General features: G+C 41.5%; 22 protein-coding genes. 14 read left to right on the top strand and 8 right to left on the bottom strand.

Annotated features, from left to right (window positions below; genetic code table 11):
* Positions 1–332 precede the first annotated feature (332 nt).
* From VMUT_RS04545 to VMUT_RS04600, 12 genes are all read left to right on the top strand, one after another.
* Positions 333–872, top strand: a complete 540-nt coding sequence (locus VMUT_RS04545) for a THUMP domain-containing protein (protein WP_013604252.1) — start codon at positions 333–335, stop codon at positions 870–872.
* Between the two features lie 57 nt (positions 873–929).
* Entirely contained in the window at positions 930–1,757 is an 828-nt protein-coding gene (locus VMUT_RS04550; RefSeq protein ID WP_013604253.1) for an NAD(P)-dependent oxidoreductase, read from the top strand.
* A gap of 32 nt (positions 1,758–1,789) precedes the next feature.
* Positions 1,790–2,113, top strand: a complete 324-nt coding sequence (locus tag VMUT_RS04555) for a 50S ribosomal protein L31e (protein ID WP_048056867.1) — start codon at positions 1,790–1,792, stop codon at positions 2,111–2,113.
* A 50-nt stretch (positions 2,114–2,163) separates the two neighbouring features.
* The gene (locus tag VMUT_RS04560) at positions 2,164–4,821 is read left to right on the top strand and encodes an AAA family ATPase (protein WP_013604255.1); all 2,658 of its coding nucleotides are present in this window, start codon (positions 2,164–2,166) and stop codon (positions 4,819–4,821) included.
* Between the two features lie 71 nt (positions 4,822–4,892).
* Positions 4,893–5,723: a PD-(D/E)XK nuclease family protein gene (locus VMUT_RS04565; protein WP_013604256.1), complete on the top strand. Its 831-nt coding sequence runs from the start codon at positions 4,893–4,895 to the stop codon at positions 5,721–5,723.
* Complete coding sequence (locus VMUT_RS04570; RefSeq protein ID WP_013604257.1) at positions 5,723–6,655, top strand: hypothetical protein; 933 nt, start codon at positions 5,723–5,725, stop codon at positions 6,653–6,655. Before VMUT_RS04565 ends, VMUT_RS04570 begins: the two co-directional genes overlap by 1 nt.
* Before the next feature lie 50 nt (positions 6,656–6,705).
* A complete protein-coding gene (gene ribC / locus VMUT_RS04575; protein ID WP_013604258.1) occupies positions 6,706–7,167 on the top strand; it encodes a riboflavin synthase in 462 nt (153 codons plus the stop codon).
* A gap of 33 nt (positions 7,168–7,200) precedes the next feature.
* A complete protein-coding gene (locus tag VMUT_RS04580) occupies positions 7,201–7,743 on the top strand; it encodes a hypothetical protein (RefSeq protein WP_148224659.1) in 543 nt (180 codons plus the stop codon).
* Complete coding sequence (locus VMUT_RS04585) at positions 7,743–8,969, top strand: glycoside hydrolase family 57 protein (protein ID WP_237699718.1); 1,227 nt, start codon at positions 7,743–7,745, stop codon at positions 8,967–8,969. The genes VMUT_RS04580 and VMUT_RS04585 overlap by 1 nt, the downstream gene beginning before the upstream one ends.
* Positions 8,970–8,985: 16 nt before the next feature.
* The gene (locus VMUT_RS04590) at positions 8,986–9,474 is read left to right on the top strand and encodes a hypothetical protein (protein WP_013604261.1); all 489 of its coding nucleotides are present in this window, start codon (positions 8,986–8,988) and stop codon (positions 9,472–9,474) included.
* 81 nt (positions 9,475–9,555) lie between these two features.
* On the top strand, positions 9,556–10,749 hold the full coding sequence (locus VMUT_RS04595) for an ORC1-type DNA replication protein (RefSeq protein WP_013604262.1): 1,194 nt from the start codon (positions 9,556–9,558) through the stop codon (positions 10,747–10,749).
* A complete protein-coding gene (locus VMUT_RS04600) occupies positions 10,746–11,057 on the top strand; it encodes an ArsR/SmtB family transcription factor (RefSeq protein ID WP_048056868.1) in 312 nt (103 codons plus the stop codon). Before VMUT_RS04595 ends, VMUT_RS04600 begins: the two co-directional genes overlap by 4 nt.
* On the opposite strand, the gene VMUT_RS04605 is transcribed toward VMUT_RS04600, so the two are convergent.
* A complete protein-coding gene (locus VMUT_RS04605; protein WP_013604263.1) occupies positions 11,020–11,844 on the bottom strand; it encodes an HpcH/HpaI aldolase/citrate lyase family protein in 825 nt (274 codons plus the stop codon). The genes VMUT_RS04600 and VMUT_RS04605 overlap by 38 nt on opposite strands.
* Before the next feature lie 39 nt (positions 11,845–11,883).
* Complete coding sequence (locus VMUT_RS04610) at positions 11,884–12,840, bottom strand: alcohol dehydrogenase catalytic domain-containing protein (RefSeq protein WP_013604264.1); 957 nt, start codon at positions 12,838–12,840, stop codon at positions 11,884–11,886.
* A gap of 132 nt (positions 12,841–12,972) precedes the next feature.
* Between VMUT_RS04610 and VMUT_RS04615 the strand changes: the two genes are divergently transcribed.
* Together VMUT_RS04615 and VMUT_RS04620 are read left to right on the top strand one after the other, a co-directional pair.
* Complete coding sequence (locus VMUT_RS04615) at positions 12,973–14,034, top strand: polyprenol monophosphomannose synthase (RefSeq protein WP_158304782.1); 1,062 nt, start codon at positions 12,973–12,975, stop codon at positions 14,032–14,034.
* A 40-nt stretch (positions 14,035–14,074) separates the two neighbouring features.
* Positions 14,075–15,127, top strand: coding sequence for a methyltransferase (locus tag VMUT_RS04620; RefSeq protein ID WP_013604266.1), 1,053 nt, complete (start codon positions 14,075–14,077; stop codon positions 15,125–15,127).
* A 27-nt stretch (positions 15,128–15,154) separates the two neighbouring features.
* Here VMUT_RS04620 and VMUT_RS04625 read toward each other — a convergent pair whose 3' ends face one another.
* From VMUT_RS04625 to VMUT_RS04650, 6 genes are all read right to left on the bottom strand, one after another.
* Complete coding sequence (locus VMUT_RS04625) at positions 15,155–15,931, bottom strand: DUF2192 domain-containing protein (protein ID WP_013604267.1); 777 nt, start codon at positions 15,929–15,931, stop codon at positions 15,155–15,157.
* A 71-nt stretch (positions 15,932–16,002) separates the two neighbouring features.
* A complete protein-coding gene (locus VMUT_RS04630) occupies positions 16,003–16,545 on the bottom strand; it encodes a 50S ribosomal protein L16 (RefSeq protein ID WP_013604268.1) in 543 nt (180 codons plus the stop codon).
* A 48-nt stretch (positions 16,546–16,593) separates the two neighbouring features.
* Positions 16,594–16,872: a winged helix-turn-helix domain-containing protein gene (locus tag VMUT_RS04635; protein WP_048056869.1), complete on the bottom strand. Its 279-nt coding sequence runs from the start codon at positions 16,870–16,872 to the stop codon at positions 16,594–16,596.
* A complete protein-coding gene (locus VMUT_RS04640; RefSeq protein ID WP_013604270.1) occupies positions 16,847–17,524 on the bottom strand; it encodes a hypothetical protein in 678 nt (225 codons plus the stop codon). The genes VMUT_RS04635 and VMUT_RS04640 overlap by 26 nt, the downstream gene beginning before the upstream one ends.
* Complete coding sequence (locus tag VMUT_RS04645) at positions 17,521–18,093, bottom strand: hypothetical protein (protein ID WP_048056870.1); 573 nt, start codon at positions 18,091–18,093, stop codon at positions 17,521–17,523. Before VMUT_RS04645 ends, VMUT_RS04640 begins: the two co-directional genes overlap by 4 nt.
* 54 nt (positions 18,094–18,147) lie before the next feature.
* Positions 18,148–18,597, bottom strand: a complete 450-nt coding sequence (locus VMUT_RS04650) for a nascent polypeptide-associated complex protein (RefSeq protein ID WP_013604272.1) — start codon at positions 18,595–18,597, stop codon at positions 18,148–18,150.
* Positions 18,598–18,612: the final 15 nt, after the last annotated feature.

Here is an 18,612-nt window from a genome sequence, read left to right on the forward strand (position 1 = left end):
ATGCTTAAAGAAATTGCCATTTCTATTTTAAGGAAGGTTTAATATTAATCTTATAATTCCTCTTCCCACTCTTCCTCAAATTCCTCCCATTCCTCCTCCTCTTCTCCTTCTTCCCATTCTTCCTCTTCCATAACTAGGCTGTTCATATTTGGTCCATGATGGTTTAAAAGCATTATTAAAAAGCATTACCTACCCTACTAACTTTATGTGTGTACTATGACCGGTAAATTTACATATTCCTTATTATCTATCAATCTTCCATAATTCAGTGATAATTTTACGGAATAGGTGTGGTTTATAAAAGGTTAAGGTAGGTATATGTAGGGGTTCGTGTGGATTTCAATTTAGTAATATCCACGGGAAGGAGGCTAGAGGGTAGATGTGCTGATGAACTTAGGTACATAGGCGATTTAATTGGTATGAGGATTGCCCAGACATCATTCACGGGATTTGATGGATTAATAACGGGGTATGTAGATGGCGATCCTGTGGAATTTACCAGGAAATTGAAAGATCTCGTTACTACTGGGCGATACATACCACGCTTTGTACTCAAGGTAGTACCAATAATGAGGACAGTGAGTACTAAAATGGAGGATATTGCGAAAGCCGCCATTGAATTAGCAAATAGGTACTTAAGTACCAATGAGACTTATAAGGTTGAGGTTAGAAAGAGGGGTGTTGATCTCGATAGGATGGAAATCATTGATTCAATAGCGTCGAAAATAAGTAATAAAGTCAAGCTTGAGAACCCTGATAAGGTTATTCAATTGGAGATTTTCCCATCAAGGACTGGCATAAGCGTTATTAGGGAGGACGATATATTCTCACTAATGAAGGTTAGTGTCGGTTCCCAACAAGGCGGCCAATGAGTTATTAATTACTATTAACCATAATCCTTTAATTCTAGCATCAATTATTCTCTCAATATGGACGTTACCGTAATTGGAACAGGCAGGATGGGTAGTGCGCTCGTTAGAAGATTGGCTAAGCAGGGGTTTAATGTTTATGCATGGAATAGAACTAAGGACAGGTTAAAGGATTTACCCGCAAGATCAATAGATGATATTTCACAGGCCAAGGGATTAACATTCATTTTTGTTTCTGATGATGAGGCACTAAACGCAGTTAGAGGTGTTGGCGGTGACATAGTTGCGTTGTCAGGGACCTACAGTATTGGTGCTGTTACAGCATTTAACATTAGGTTTACGAGTATGGGAAAAGGATTACTGGCCGCACCTGTTGTGGGTGGTCCCGCTGATGTTGAGAATGGAACAGCGATATACTTGATTGGTGGTCCTGAAAGTACGTACCAAAGGGCTAAGGAGGTTTTTGATAAGTTAGGTTCCATAATTAGATTACCAACTGCCGAGGCAGCAATGGCACTTAAGCTTGCCTATAATTCATTTCTAATAGGTACCATGGCATTACTTGGAGAGTATGTAGTACTTGGGAGGACTTATGGCGTTGATGATGATACACTAAGGGCATTATTAACCAAGACCGTGTTTAAGGAAGTCAGTGAGAAGTACATGGATAGGGTTCTTAAGCCTAAATTACCGCCTTCATTTACACTAGCCCTGGCTGCTAAGGACGTGCACTACGCCGTTAAATCAGCGGGTGATGCAAAGACCCCACTAGTTGTTTCCTCAATTGTTAAGTCCCTATACGAGTTATTGGCCGCCCTTGGCTTTGGGAATGAGGATTACGTTAGGGCCGGCTTGCTTGAGCTTATTGGCGGTTTAAAGGAAAAATAATGCTTATTAAGACCACAGTTTAATCGTGCGTGATGAGCGAGAGCGCCAAGGTTGAGGTTGAGAGGGTTTACGTAATTAACCTTAGGAGGACTAGGGAGGTTTCAAGGACCAAGAGGTCTCCGTATGCCATTAGGTTGATTAGGAAGTTCGTGGCTAGGCACATGAAGGTTGACCCTGAGAAGGTTAAGATAGATAATAGTGTTAATGAGTATATTTGGTCTAGGAGCATTGAGGACCCACCAAGGAAGGTCGAGGTTAAGGTTACCAGGTATAGTGATGGCACGGTCAAGGTCACGCTAAACATTCCTGAGAAACCTGAAACAAAGACCGAGACAAAGGCTGCAGAGTCGAAGTAGTATCCTGGAATAGCCGATTCCTTTTAAAGGGCTTTTTATTTTGAATTAACGTGGTTAGTAATAGGACGTTGCAATTAATGTCCAGGCTTTTCACAGCAATTCTTTACCTGGCAGTCTCATCAATAGCATTCGTAATGGATTTTCCATTTTATCCATTACCAGTTGCCTTGCTAATAATAGCTGTAACCACGGCATTGGCATACTCAGGGCATGTTAAGCTTGGCTTTGCAATAATGATAATGCTCCTAATACCTGCCCTACTCTATGTCTATAGATATGCGGCGTTAGGTACCCTACTCCTTATCCTAATTCTCCTCGTCATGATAAGGGTCTTCGATTGGCTTGGTGTTGGTGTTGGTATACTTGCATGGGAATTCTCAATAATACCTAAAATGCCCATCCCACTCTACGTACTTTCAGTACCATTAATACTGACCTCACCAAGCCTCACGATAGGTATTACGAGGAGAGTAACTCCATTAAAATCATTAATAACATTCCTCATAATCTACATACCAACACTATTACTACTAAATGCTAATAATACCGTAGTTCCCTGGTTCGGCCCCGTGAGTACATACGTATCCCCCCTATCATCACTTACCACTAATGCAATAGTAAGTGCTTTGGGCAGCATTAATGTGGGGCTTTACGGACTTGCTCAAGCAATTGATAGGGTATTTACCTGGACCAGCACTTACGTATTGCCACCGATAATGGCTTTAACGGCATACATCGCGTACGTAATATCAAGCAGATTAAGGTCACATGATAATAAGGTGATTAGGCTCTTTGCGCCAACGATTGGTACGATGTCCGCCTACGCATTAATGGCATACCTACTATTCTACATGAATCCATACTTTGGGCTTTATCAAGGCATTGATGTTAACACTTTAATTCAGGGCTTATTACCTGCCCTAGTAATTAGCACAGCCCTATTACCACCAATAATGCACTTCAGGCTTGTTGAGATTAAGTTTGAGGAGGAAGAGAAGCAATCAGTAATTGCCCTTGAGCGTGGCTATCAACTAATTCTCAATAAGGATGAGCTAAAGTCACTGGCTAGTGAGTGGGATAATGTGGTTGGACTTGAGGATGTTAAGAGCGAAATAGAGACGTCAGTAATAACACCACTTAGGGATAGTAGATTGTCTCAGAAGTATGGTTTAATGCCGATTCATGGAGTACTGCTCTTTGGTCCTCCTGGTGTTGGTAAGACAATGCTCGCGAGGGCAATAGCCGGTAAGTTGGGTTGGACAACAATAATAATGAACCTAGGTGAGTTACTTAGTAAATACTATGGCGAGAGTGAGAATAGGCTTGCTGAGCTCTTCAAAATAGCCAAGAATTATGCACCGTCGGTGATAATAATCGATGAATTTGACGCCATAGGCAAGGCTAGGACTAGGTATGTAAGCGATGATGTAACGCCAAGACTACTAAACATACTTCTTAGTGAGATGGATGGGATAACTAAAGGTAATGAGAATATCCTAGTGATTGGAACAACAAATCAACCAGACCTATTGGATCCGGCGTTGCTTAGGCCTGGTAGATTCGATAAAGTGATCTATGTACCGCCACCTAATGAGGAGACTAGGGCTAAGATGCTTGAGACTATGTTAAGGGATAAGCCCATTCAAGGTTCTATTGATTATGCAAAACTCGCCAAGTTGTCTGATAGGTTTACTGGTGCGGATATAATGAATGTGGTAAGGACTGCAGTTCTCGAGTCGCTTAAGGATGGTAAACCCATAACCCAGGAAAAGCTAGAGGAGATAATTAATAGGTATAAGCCTAGCCTAACCTACGACTTACTCGAGAAATATGAGGCCTTTAGGCTACAATACAGTAGGTTGAGGACCTTTGGTAAGGCCCAAGTCGGTATTCCAGAGATTACTTGGGATGACGTTGGCGATCTTGAGGAGGTTAAGGAAGTCATCAATAAGTATATAGTTGCCACAATGCAGAGGAGGGACATACTCGAGAGGTTGGGTATTGAGCCAATACACGGTATCCTACTCTTTGGTCCTCCTGGTGTTGGTAAGACTCTCGTCGCAAAAGCAACAGCCAATATGCTTAAGGCAAATTTCATAGAACTTAATGGAGCCGAGCTGGCTAGGGTTGGGCCTGAGAGAGCTGCTGCAGTGGTTAAGGACGTATTTAATATGGCACGTGATAATACACCTGCCATAATATTCATTGATGAGATAGACTCTGTCGCGCCACCTAGGGATTCACCAATAGGTGGCGTCTGGTCTGGCGTTATTTCGCAGTTGCTAACTGAGATGGATGGATTAAGGGGGTTGAATAATGTCATTGTAATTGCAGCCACAAACAGGCCTTGGTTTGTTGACCCGGCGTTGCTTAGGCCTGGTAGATTCGATAAGGTAATTTACATACCACCACCGAATAAGGACGCTAGGCGTGAAATAATAAGGATACACATGAAGAATGCTGAGGTCGAGGAGGGGGTCATTAATTGGGTCGCTGAGGTTACTGAGGGTTATAGTGGTGCTGATTTAGCTGCGTTGGTCAGGGAGGCTAAGATGAGAGCCTTAGATAGGGTGTTAAGTGGTGATAATAGGGTTAAAATTACGAGGAGAGATTTCGAGTATGCACTTAGTAAGGTTCATCCATCATTAAATAGGGAATTGCTTAGTCAGTATGAGGATTTTGTGCGTAGGGCTAATTTAATGGTCTAATTAATTTCGTACAGTAATACCCATGTTAATGTAGGCTTAGTAATTTAAAGGGTCTTTTCCACATTATTGTCATGAGTCAAAAACCTGAAGTATTGAAAAATTTAATTGAGGAAGTAACGAAATTGATAAAGGAGGGATATTCCCTAACGAATATTGTAAAGGAGGTTACTGATGCGATTAATAGGGATGTCGGCTTGAGCAAGGTAATATTTAATGAGATAAAGGAGTCCATGGTCAAGATAAGCCCAGGCAATGTACCGGTGGGTTTATTCACACAATGTGCCTTAATACCTAGTTATTACTTAACGGGTAAGACACCAAGTATTGATTGGGGTGATGCAACTATGCACCTATTGGGTAAGATGATTCATAACCTGGCAATTGTCGAGATTAAGAATAGGCTTGGTAATAGATGTATTGAGGGTGTTGAGGTTATGTATACGCATAACGCCTGGACAATGAGAGGTAAACCAGACCTCGATTGTGGTAATTATTACCTTGAGTTTAAGACTATAATGGGTAGGGTGACGAAGGCTAGGCTATTCCACGACCTAATCCAGGCAGGTTTTTACTCAGCAGCAGGTAATAAAAACACCTACGTGCTCTATCTAGTGCTTAGTGATGGTGTATTACGTAACATAGTTCCTATTGAGGTAATACCCGAGGTTGGTTACCCAGTGATTTATGCCTTTAAGCTTTGGGTGAAGGCTGTGGAGGGTGGGGACATTGGGGCCTTAGTTGCCAAGACAACTTCGTGTAAGGTATGTAGGTTTAGGGATATTTGTATAATGAGGACAAAGAACCCACATGAAGTTTTGCTTCCAGGTAAGGAGTTGCTTGATAATTACCTTGATTACGTAAAGCATGAGGTTTCAAAGGCTGGAGTTAAGGTGGTTGGTTAATGAGTCTCGATGAAATAATAGACCTGGCGAACTACTTGCTAAATAGGTTGCAGCTTAGGGATTCACATTTTATAACATCAATTGCAAAGTGCTCATTATTATCTCTGAGAAGGGATGTTAGTATAATGGATGAAGCATATACTGAGTATTTGCCTAGGGTTTTGTCTGTTTGCGCTACGGAAAAGCACGTGGTTAGGCTTGAGGATATTGCGCTGGAACTGCCGAGGTTACTTAGGTGCGGTGACTCGTTAATACTGCCAAAGCTTATGTTGCTTAAGGACAATGCTAAGTCCCACATTGTCGAGGCATTACTAATCGCTGCATTATTAAACACTGATGTGCAGCTTCATTATCTATCTAAGAATATAAATGGTGATATTGAGGAGGGCCTATCAATAACAATAAAGCCCGAGTGGGGTAAGGAACTACTTAACGTGGTCATTAAGTCATTAAAGAATAAGGAGGTTAGTGTTAAGACCATAAGTTGTAATGTTTGTCCGTTAAGGGATGTTTGTCCATTTAGTAGTTTAGGGGATAAGGTCGTACTGCCTGGTGAGGTGTTGAGGGTTATTGATGATATTTATAATAAATTGATCGTGGAATCCACAAGTAATCAGGAAGATCGTAATAAGGAAAAACTAGTACCACCAAGTACATTGGATAAGGAGAGCATTAGGAATTACTTGAGGAGAGTTGCTGATTGGGCACGTTCTCACGGAAGGACATGGGTTAGCGTTGCAGTTGGTAAGTGCCCAGTGTGCGGTAGGGAGGGTACATTAGTTATTAGGATTATTGGTAGTAGGGAGAGGGTTCTTTACAGACATAGTTCATCAACATGCACAATAGGTACAATAGACGAGTCCATAGATAAGATAAACATTGATAGGTTTATTGAGATTGAACATGAAGAGGTAAGTACAGATACTAAGTAAATTAACTTCATGCATAAATTGTTATAAGGTGGTTTTAGATACCAAGGTTAATGACGTTGAGGGTAGGTATTGTGGATACGACATTCGCCAGGGTTGATATGGCTAAATACGCTATTGAGGAGCTTAGAAACAACGAGCCTTCTATAGTGATAGAAAGAATAACAGTGCCAGGCTTTAAGAATACTCCCTGGGCCGCCAAACAATTGATTAATAAGGGTATTGACGCAGTCATGGTATTTGGTTGGATTGGGCCGAGCTTAACGGATAAGATTACCTACGCAGTGGCGTCCATGGGCCTCATAATGCTTCAGATCGAGTATGATAAACCAATAATTGACGTGACGGTGCATGAAGATGAAACAAGTAATGAAAGGGAATTATTAGATATAGCAATTGATAGGTCTAGGAAGCACGCGAGAGGTCTCATACTAATGCTTAGGGGTGAATTAACGAAGTGGGCGGGTATGGGCCTTAGGCAGGGACGGTCAGACGTTGGGCCAATCACTAAGTAAAAGCTTTATTAATACTGTGTGGGTGGCATCGTTGTGAGCGCATCGATTGAGTTAGTAAGGAAAGTGTTCAATGAATTAGTTACTAATAATGTGTTAATTAGTATTAAGGAGAGACAGAACCCGCTGGTTTCTGAGTACATTATTAATTATGGAGATAAATGCCCTAGTATTAATATTGATGAGGATATAAGTATGGATAGAGAGTCAAGTTGGTATCAAGTATTAACCATGGGTGTTGGTACGAAACTTAGTATAAATAGGGTGGGTATAAGCCTAAGCTATAGCGATAATTTGGTAAGGATGGTTATGAGACTCATGAATGGTGATAGGGTGAAATCTTCTGAGGAATTTCTAATATCGTGTGGTGAGGCCAAGGGTTCAATTTACGGTAAGTCAATAATGGATTTATTCATAAACCTTGACTTAATATCGAGGTTCCTAAATACTGTGAAGGAGAGGAGGAAGTTAGGTAATGGTAACATTGACGATTTACTGAAATTCCTAAGCAATGCTAAGTCAAGGATTGAGCAGGATCTAAGGAGAATAGTTAGTATGTATCAGTGGTTTGAGGAGTGATGTCTATGGTTAAGAAATTAATTCTATTCCTGGAAATGCATCAGCCGAGGAGATTAAGGCATGGCGTACTTAATAAACTATGTGATTTGAGACATTATGAGGTTAATGAGTCAATCATAAATTCGCTGATATTCAATGACGAGGTAAATAGGGAAATATTGAATAGGGTTGCTGATAAGTCCTATGTACCAACCCTGGAATTAATTAGGGATTTGAGTAATGAAGGATTTAAGGCAGCCATATCGATATCCGGTGCATTAATTGATCAATTGCTCATGTGGAGACCCGATATTATTGACCTGCTGAGGGAATTGGTGAAGAAGGGTACCATTGAATTGGTTGCTGAGCCTTATCATCATTCATTAGCATCATTTATTAGTGGGGATTTGTTCCTTGAGGAGTTGAGGGATCACGTGGAAATAACCAGGTCATTATTCGGTCAAGTGCCAATTACCTTTGAGAATACGGAATTCCTTTATAGGAATGATTGGGGTGCATTAATGGAAAGGGCTGGTGCAGCGGTAGTGCTTACTGAGGGTGTTGATTGGGTACTTGGTTGGAGAAGTCCAACGTATGTCTATGGCGCACCTAACCTGAAAATAAGACTATTATTACGGCATTATAGGTTATCCGATGATATTGGCTTTAGGTTCAGTAATAGGTCTTGGGATCAATGGCCATTAACCGCTGATAAATACATGGCATGGATTAGGGCTACTCCAGGGGATTTTGTCCTGGTTGGCTTGGATTTTGAAACGTTCGGTGAGCATCATTGGCGTGAAAGCGGTATCTTTGATTTTCTCACATGGCTTCCTAAGGAGGCACACAGGGCTGATGTGGATTTTGCACATCCATCATCATTGGTTAATGAGGAACCTGTTGATTTCCTGGATATTCCATCAGCCATATCATGGGCTGATGTTGAGAAGGACGACAGCGCATGGCAGGGAAATGAACTTCAAAGAATTGCGCTTAACCATGTTGCTTCCATAGGCAATTTAATGAAGGTTCATGGGCTTGAAAAGACCTGGAAATACCTGTTAATTAGTGATCATTATTATTACATATCCATGAAGCATGGGCCTAGTGGTGAGGTTCATAGTTATTTCAACCCGTATAATTCAGCATTCACAGCCTTTAAGACTATTGAGGATGTGGTTGTGGGTATTACATGCGCATTAGTTAATGCTGGGAGGAATAGGGGTAGGTATCATGAGATTAAGTAATTAGTGCGCCGGTAATATGAATAAGGTAGTAATTACCGTTAAGTCATCATTTGAATATCATGTTAAGCATGACATTAGGGATTACTTATTTTTCTTTGATCGAAACGTGAATGTTAGGGCTACGGAATTCAGAGGTGTTTTAATAATAGAGACAACAAGGGATCCTAAGTACATAGCTAGTCTTCTAATTAATGCACCAATACCTGAGAATATATTAACCTCCATAGTCCCAATAATTACTGATGGGAGTTATAGCACGATTACTGAAGTAACGGATGAAGTTCGTAAATACATAAGCAGTGATTGTGAGGGATATACTGTGAGGTGTAGATTACGTGGTTCACCTATTAGTAATAATGATTGTGAGAATGCAATAATTAATTTATTGCGAAGCCTAGGATTTCGCGCAATGTATAGGGGTAATACTGACTGTGCAGTTATTGTCGAGGGCTTGGGCAATTGGTTTGGTGTTTATGCTGGACCTAGGTCCTTTGTGAGAGTTTAACGAAAGTTTTAGTGAACCCTAGGTCAAGACTTATATAGTAACCAAAAACTATTTTTTACCTCTCTACTAAAGAAATAGTAAATGCCAAGGATTTTTAGGAACGAAGCAGCATTAACACCGGAGTATATACCAGGTAAACTGCCTCATAGAGAAGAGCAGCTAAAGCAGCTTGAGACGTACTTCAGCGGTTTTCTTGAGGAGCCAGGATCTATGTACCCTAAGGTAGTGCTGATTGGTAGACCCGGTAGTGGTAAGACAGTGACAAGTAGGAAGTTTGGGAATTACGTAATAAAGTCAAGCAATAGGGTTAGGTATGTTCATGTGTCCTGCTTCCTCAATAGAACACTAAGTTCGGTGCTAAAGGATGTTGGTGTTCAATTAAACATTGCAATACCAAAGAGGGGATTCTCAACCGAGGAATTGCTTAAGATGCTCCTGGACATGATTAAGGAAAAGGACGCCTACGCCATTGTTGCACTTGATGATGTGTTTCACCTAGTTAATAATAGTGGTCCTCATGCCCTAGGTACGTTAATAAGGCTTGGTGAGGAATACGTAAGTAGAGGTGATAGGTATAGATTTGGCTTGATCCTCATAAGTCAGGACTTAACTTTTAGAGATCAACTCGATAGAAGCTCACAGAGTGCGCTTGGTAATGCGGTCATTAAGTTCGAACCATATACCAAGGACCAGATATTTGAGATACTCCTAACAAGGGCTCAGGAGGCTTTGTTAGATGGTGCATATGACGAGGAAATACTTGAGATGATAGCAGATGTGGCGGGCATTGATGAGAACTCTATGGATGATCATAGGGGTGATGCTAGATACGCCATTGATATACTATGGAGGGCATCCAAGCTTGCTGAAATGAAAGGATCAGAGAGAATTTTACCTGAACATGTCAGGGAGGCGATAAAGAATACTCTCAGGGGCATTAGGAGTGATGAATTGAGGATGCTACCACTTCATGAGAAAATATTCCTACTAGCCATTGTTAAGAGCTTAACGAAAAACCCGAATTCTCCATACATACCCTTTGGATTGGCTGAGGATGAGTACCAAGTACTTTGTGAACAGTATGGTGAAGAACCGAGAAAGCACACACAATTATGGGAGTACTTAAAGGACTTAAACACGAAGGGTTTCGTTGAGACTAGGACGTCTAGTAAGGGTATGAGGGGTAGGACAACATTAATATCAATACCATCGGAGCCCTTGGTCACGCTAGAGGAGGAATTAAGAAAAATAATAGAGGGTGAGTTGGGTACGTGAGTGACGATTTTATAGAAAGCGTCTTCTCCTCAAGGGTTAGGATAAGGATCCTTAAGACTCTAATTAAATATAAGGAAATAAATATTACGAAGCTATCAAGAGAATTAGGCGTTAATTATAAAGTGATTGAGTATCATATAGAGGCGCTTAAGAGGCTTGGCATTGCCGAGGAGAAGAGATTTGGTAGAATAAGGATAATAAGGCTCAGCGAGAGTGATCCCCGTATCATAGTAATCGAGCGATTCTTCACAGAGCTTGAGCAGGCAATTGCTAACCGGTCTGATTCACAAAGTCAAGGATCCTCTTAGCCAATTTATAATGTACATAATCAACTAATTGGCCCTCAAGGCTTATGGCTCCGCGACCCTCCTTAGCAGCCCTCTCATAGACCTCAACAACCCTCCTAGCCCAATTAATCTCCTCCTCACTTGGTGAGAAGACCTCGTTAGCCACGGGTATCTGGCTTGGATGAATGACTTGCTTGCCAATGAATCCCATGGACTTAGCCTCAATGCTCTCTCTCCTAAAGCCCTCAATATCCTTAATATCAAAGAACACCTTATCAATTGGATCGACGCCATAAGCCCTCGCCGCTGAAACAATGATTGTCTTAAGGACCTGGTTTTGTTCATAGGCCTTCAATACACCACCAACCGAGAGCGCGAAGTCAGCTGCCCCATAGGACACCGCGGTAATGCCCTCACTCCTAACAATATCCTCAACCCTAAGCAATCCCCTAGCAGTCTCTATGAGCGGCTCTATTTCCCTACCCGTGGCCTTATAAACAAAGCCCAGGTCAAACTCAGCCTTTGGAATCACAATGCACTTAATAACGTCGATCTTATACACAGTATCTATGTCCGCATAGAAGAAGGGTGTCTTTGGGTCATTGACCCTGACGCAGACCTCCTTACCATCCCAATCAAGTTGCGGAAGTAATTCCCTTATTAGCTTACGTGCTGCTTCCTTACCATCAATTGGCACCGCATCCTCAAGGTCAATAATCACAGAATCAGGCTTCAACTCAAGGGCTGCCTTCCTAATCATGTGCTCATTATTACCAGGAACAAATAATTGGGACCTCCTCAAAACCACGGGAAGTGCTAGAATTAATCATTAATTAATTTTTACCCATTAAAACACCAAGACAGCCCTACCCAAAATCCTCTGATTCACCAAATCATTATACGCCTGATTAACATCTCTAAATCTATAAACCTTATAAACGGGCTTAACTGCATCTCTATGAAGAAGATCAACGGCCTCAAGAACCTCCCTCCTCGTATACGCAGCCGAGCCAATTATTCTGTGCTCTCTCATTACCGTAAGCGCAGGCCTCATTAACCTAATCTCCTCACCCTCAGTATTACCTATCAGCACCAACGTACCTTCACGTCTTAGTGCCCTGAGGCTCTCGTTTATGGTAGCTGCACCCACAATCTCCAAAACAGCATCAACATCCCTAACTTTCCTTGAAAATTCCCTATCAGTGATAACTTCGTCTGAGTACTTAGCCACAAAATCCGCCTTACTTGGTGACGTTATCGAAATCACATACGCACCAAGATACTTAAGATATTGAATAGCGTGTATGCCGACGCCACCTCCAGCTCCTGTGACGAGAACCCTAGTGCCTGGGCCGGCATTACCCAGCTTACTTGCGTGAATTGCTGTCGCCAATGGACATACTGCTGCGGCGTACTTAACGTAGTCGCTATCCGGTAACTCAAATACATTGTTTTTTGGCGCTATTACAGCCTCTGCATAACCACCCGGCCTACCTTCACCGAAGAATTGAAGGTTTACGCATAAATTCTCCTTACCAGCCCTGCAGTATGAACATGTACCGTCGGTAATGGCTCCAAATATGCCGACGGCCTTTCCATTAAGCTCGCCAAATATTTCATGCCCAAGGATTAATGGAGGCTTCAAATTCCTGAAACCACCTCTCCAAATAACTAAGTCACGGCCACAGATACCCTCAGCTCTTACCCTTACCACGGCATCATTGGGTCCAGGTTCACCAATATCGTACTCCTCAATGCTGAAGGGCTTATTGAATTCCCTTAACACGGCCGCCAATACCCGCATTATTATTGTGTTGGAATGAATCGATTATTAAACTAACTAATAAATATTTTATTTAGGCCTAACGTTAATTCCTCTCAGTCAGTCCTTCTCTGTTAAAGTAATACTTATTTCCTTAGCCTTATCTTGTATTACGTGGATACATGCATTGTGTTGCCGACAATAAACGAGGTCGATAACCTGAGGATACTACTGCCAATGCTAAGGAATTACTTAGTTGATTATGATTGGTTTGTGGTGGTTGTGGATGACGGTAGCACTGATGGTACTCAAGACGTTGTAACGGAATTCGCCAAGGTGACGAATAGGGCTGAACTAATCGAGAGGGGCATTAGGCTCGGTCTGGGTGGCGCTATTAAGGCTGGTATGAGGGCGTGCCTAGAGAAGGGTGCTAGGTCTATTGTTGTTATGGATGCTGACTTGCAGCATCCGCCTGATGTGGTTCCAAACCTTGTTAATGCCGTGCTTAGGGATGGCATGGATTTGGCAATAGCCAGTAGGTATGTTAGGGGTGGTGGTATTGTTGGTTGGTCATTGAAGAGGTTGGTCATTAGTAAGGGAGCCACGTATATGGCTAGGTTGTTAATGCCCTGGACCCGCAACATTAGAGATCCAGTGAGTGGGTTTTTCGCGGTAAATGCAAATAAACTGGAGGACGTGATTAATCGACTTAGCGGTTCATCTGGGTATAAATTGATTCTTGAGTTACTGACGTTAATGCATGCTAGGTACGGTGATTCACTTAGTGTTGTTGAGGTACCGTATGTATTTAGGAATAGGTTTTACGGTACAAGTAAACTAGGTATCAATGAATTAATTAACTATATATTATTAGTGTTTAGATTAAGTAATTACTCCGTGCTTAAGTACATAGTATCTTTAATTATTGGTTCCATTATTGGTTATTTCACGTTTACCGCATTATCAGGCGTAAGTCCAATAGCTGGTAATATTATTTCAATAGAATTATCATTAATAACCGTTATTACAATCTATCAATTATTAATGGGTATTAAACCGAGAATTCAATATTATGCAAAGTATCATTTAATTAAGTATATAGCTGTTTCAATAAAGTTATTATTATATACAATACCAGTACCAGCATTAATTGTGCTTATTGTCTCAGGCATAGTGCAGTTGCTAATGACGCTTAGGGTAATAACGATTAATCCAGCAATAATGCATTTATTGTAAATTACAAAAAGCTTTTTAACAAGGTCATCATTATTTATAAATGATAGTATTATTCACGACAGTGCCTGGTATTGAGGATATTGTGATTAACGAAGTCAGAGAACGCTTTGGCAATAGGGTACTTAATGCCGAGGTTTTTGGGGGTTCGAATGTTACGGGTAAGGTAATAGCGAATATTAATGATGTAACGATTAATGAGTTGAAGAGGTTGAGTACCGTTGAGCATGTTATAATGGTCCTTAGCATGGGGTTTGTTGGTAAGGATATAAAGAGTTTAAGAGATTGTATTTGGCAATTAAACTTTAGCGATATCCTCAACTACCTTACTCCAAATACTACAATTAGTATACTTGCGGATAGGTCAGGGGATCATAACTTCAAAAGTCCAGATGCAGCCGCATTACTTGGCGAGAGAATTTCAGAGTTCCTGGCATCTAGGTACCTTAGGCCGTTTTTTAACCTTGATAATGCAGACCTCGTACTTAGGCTCATTATTGACCAGGACAAGTGCGTGCTCGGCCTATCAATAACCCGTGAACCACTTAAAAGCAGGTCATATAGGAGGTTTAATCACCCTGCATCAATAAATCCAATACTGGCTAACGCCATGCTTAGGATACTTGCCCCTGAACCTTCATCAAGAGTATGTGACATAACCTGTGGAAGTGGTACAATAGTGATTGAGGGCGCATTAATGAGGAGAGATGTAAGTTTTCTCTGTGTCGATATTGATTATGGCTATGTAAATGGTGCAGTCATGAATGCTAGGGAGGCTGGCGTAGATTCATCAGTAGATTTTGTGGTTATGGATTCCACAAGACCAGCCATTAGGAGTTATGTGTGTGATCATGCAGTGTTTAATCCGCCATTTGGAATTCGTGTGGAGCCATTGGAGGGAATAACGAATTTCTACAATTCATTGTTTAAGTCATTAAGTGAATTACTCAAGGCAGGTTCAGGTTTTGTTCTTATTACGGTTAGGAAGTCATTGGTGAGGAGGTTAGTTAATAAGTATGGGTTTAGGATAGTGGATGAGAGGGTTGTTGAACAGGGCGGTATTTGGAGTTCAATATTTAAGGTTATTAAGGAATAAAATATGTTTGATTTTTAAGGGAAAGCCCTACTGGGCCTTTGGTATGAATGACCTCTGATCCTCATTCGGGAATAATCTATCAAGGACCTTCCTGGGCACTCTATACACCCTGAGTGCTATTTCCCTAATTAACTTATCATGCGGTGCGCATTTAGTTAGATTAAGCCTTAAGCAGTGTGCGTACTTCATTATCTTTTTCTCCTCAACCTTCTTAATATTACCCAATGCAATATCCTCAGCAACCCTAAACGCCACATAGAACTTAATATACCTAATAAATGTAGTTGCTAGGTCAGGAAATGCTGTACTTAATGCCTTGTATGTACCTATGAGGTCATCTTCGGGGAAAAACCTCATTATAGTCCCAGTAAATATGTACCTCATCAACCTAAATCCTCTTTCCTCAATCTTGGGACCTAGTACTTCATTATCAAGCATCTTTTTCAATTGTTCAATCTCATTATCATTACTTAACTGGAAACTTCTTCCCTTAAGGAAGTTATATATATCATCACACACTATCTCCACATTAAAGATACCTTTAAGCGCATTTGCTAATTCGCCATCCATAATGCCAAGGCCATACTTGCCAACTATGTATATTGTCGCTATTTCCTTATCGTAAATTCTAACCTTACTTAAACCCCTAAATGGCTCAATACCCTTTTGCTTATAAACAATGTACACCAACTCCTCAAGCTGGTTCCTAGTACTTACCTCATTCCTCATTATCTTGCTCCAGATTTCCGTAGCCGCCTCAATACGGCTCTTATACAGCTGCTTAGCATCCAAGCCATTACTCATATTAGCAATTCACCTACTCTAAATCCACCGATAATTAGCGCCTTTTAACCCTTGTGTCTCAAGGCTTATGACTATGCACTGGCCTTAACCTGCCGTGGCTGCTTGGGGAAAATAACTATCCTGGTTGGTAACGGTAATTTAGACGCAGCCCTCCTAAGGGCCTCCTTGGCATGCGCAAGGTTCTTACCCTCAATTTCCACATGTATTATCGTCATGCCAGGCTTAAGAATTCTCGCAGCCCTTCCAGATGGAACACCAAAGGACAACCTCATACCCTGCTGAAGACGGTCTGCACCAGCCATAGCAAGCATCTTATTCTCCCTAATTACATTAAATGGGTAAACATTTATCTTAAGGTAGAAGTTTGGGTCAGTGACGTACTTAGACAAGTACTTATACGCCATCTGCCTAGCAGCCTCAAGGGCATTAGCCCTTATCTGACCTGCCTCCTCAGTCACTAACTCAACCACGTAATCAAACCTAGCCCTCTCCTTAGGCTTAGTATTACCAAGCTCAAACCTAGGTATTTGAACGTATGGAGCACCGGCTATGTACTCAGTCCTCGTGTATGGCCTCTTCAACCTCCTATAGCAGCGTCCAGGCCTAAGCGGCATAGCGACGTCGAATTACTGGGGAGGCATGGGTATTTAAACACTACGCCCCTAAATCTTGCCAATCCTCAATGAACCAACATACCTCTTAATCCACAGGACCAACTCCTCATACGACCTCTCACCATCCCTTGTAAGCCTGACGAAGCCATCACCATCAACGAGAACAAGGTTCTTCTCAATCATCCAATTAAGGTATCTTTCTAATTTATCATACGATAAGCCACAGGCCGTGGCTAACCTAGTCCTCTTCATAGGTACATTATTAACCAGGGCCTCGATGATCCGTGCTAATACGTATAGGTCAGGTCTGAATTCCCTGGAGCTCATGGTAAAGCCACCTAAGCTCAATAATTAAGCCACCGAGGGACCACAGTCTCTTAACATCATTGACCAAGCTATCCCACTCGAGGGCTAATGTAATGGTGATGGTAATGACTATGACGATGGTTGCAGAAAGCCACATGGGTGGTTCGGCATAACCGAGAAATACCGTGATCCAAAACATGACGAATAGGGCAATTAAGAGAAGAAGAAAGGCTAAGGCCAGTAATTTAACGACTATAAATAGTACGTAACCGGCCCTGGCCCTGTTTATCCTATACTCAATATCCGTGAAGTCAAGTGTTGATAGTATCTCAAGGATACCAGAGATACCTCGATTAATCAACTCAGGCCAATTGTCATAACGGTCTGCGACCTTGCTTAGTCTCTCGATACTTAAATAAGCATTGGCGGGTATTGCAATGAGTAATGCTATCGATAGTAAGCCGCCAACTGACGAGAGGAACGCTAATCTAACGGGCATTGCGACCAAGTACCAGAGGGAAAATAGAATGTAAATACCGAATACAACGCCTATGATTAATAAAGTCTCAAGCAAGAGCCTTGGTAATGTGTTCAGGACGTTATTTATGCCGTCAATACGTATCAATGCATCCCTCAAGGCCATTAACTTAGCCCTGGCCTCCTCAATGCTCATACTAACATCACCACGTACTTAATATCTATGATGAATGAGGCTGGTTTACCATTGCTCGTTGATATAATAATGTAATAACCACGTGCACATGATAAGCTCTTAATAATATCTTGCACATCATGCACATATGTCGGGGTGTATACATAGCGTATGATTACCGGATTTGTTTTACCGCTTATGTATGTGTAACCAATAGTTACAGTACCATTAACGCCTAGTAAAGTAGTGTATTCTTCACATGAATATGCGAAGTAAGCACTTGGTGGAAATAGGTTCGTTAATTCCGCGGAATCGCCAGGATTTAGAATCATCGTGGTTTCATTGGGTAAATATATGGCTATTGACGTGTTTGATGGATTCGTTATCACTATTGAGATTTTAATGAATGCATTCCTTGCCATTAGTACCAGGAGTAAGTAGTTCGATGTTGAGTTTACATCTGCGAAAATCGGTACTTCATAACCGGCTAGGTTTTGTGAGTTAACTGCGATCAGCGTTATTTCACTGAGAACTATAAGTATGAGTACTATTAGAGCTAGCCTGAAAAGCAATTTTCTGTGTTTTTTCATTAGGTTCGTGTCTTCTACGGCATTTTAATTCTAACTCCCTAGAGGGGAGTGCAATCATGTTGAGCTCCTCCTTTGGTTGCTCTGTATCCTAACTATGGCCTCCGCAATGTCGCCATTCGTCTCCTTTAACACCTTGATCGCCTCCTCTCTTGTGCAGCCGGTCTCCTCCATGACGAGTTTAATGTCATCCTCGCCAGGTTCATAATGCTGTGGAGTCTTTGTGGTTATGGATTGTTGTGGTTGTTGCATTATTAGTGATTGCCTTGGCTGTGGAATCGTTGATTGTGGTTTCACCACCCTAGTCTCTGAATCACTGGCCTGTATTTGGTATATTGACATTCCCTGTATTTTCATTTTGGCCACCGTTGGCCTATTAATCTCTATTGTTGAGCCGTCACCGAGATAAATAACCACCTTAGTAACATTATTCACCTCCTCGAGGTTCAAGTCCTGAATACCTAATCGCTTAAGTAATTTCTTTACTTCTCTTGGATTTATACCCACGATATTTTAATACAA

It is taken from the genome of Vulcanisaeta moutnovskia 768-28 (assembly GCF_000190315.1).
In the GTDB taxonomy this organism is placed as follows: domain Archaea; phylum Thermoproteota; class Thermoprotei; order Thermoproteales; family Thermocladiaceae; genus Vulcanisaeta; species Vulcanisaeta moutnovskia.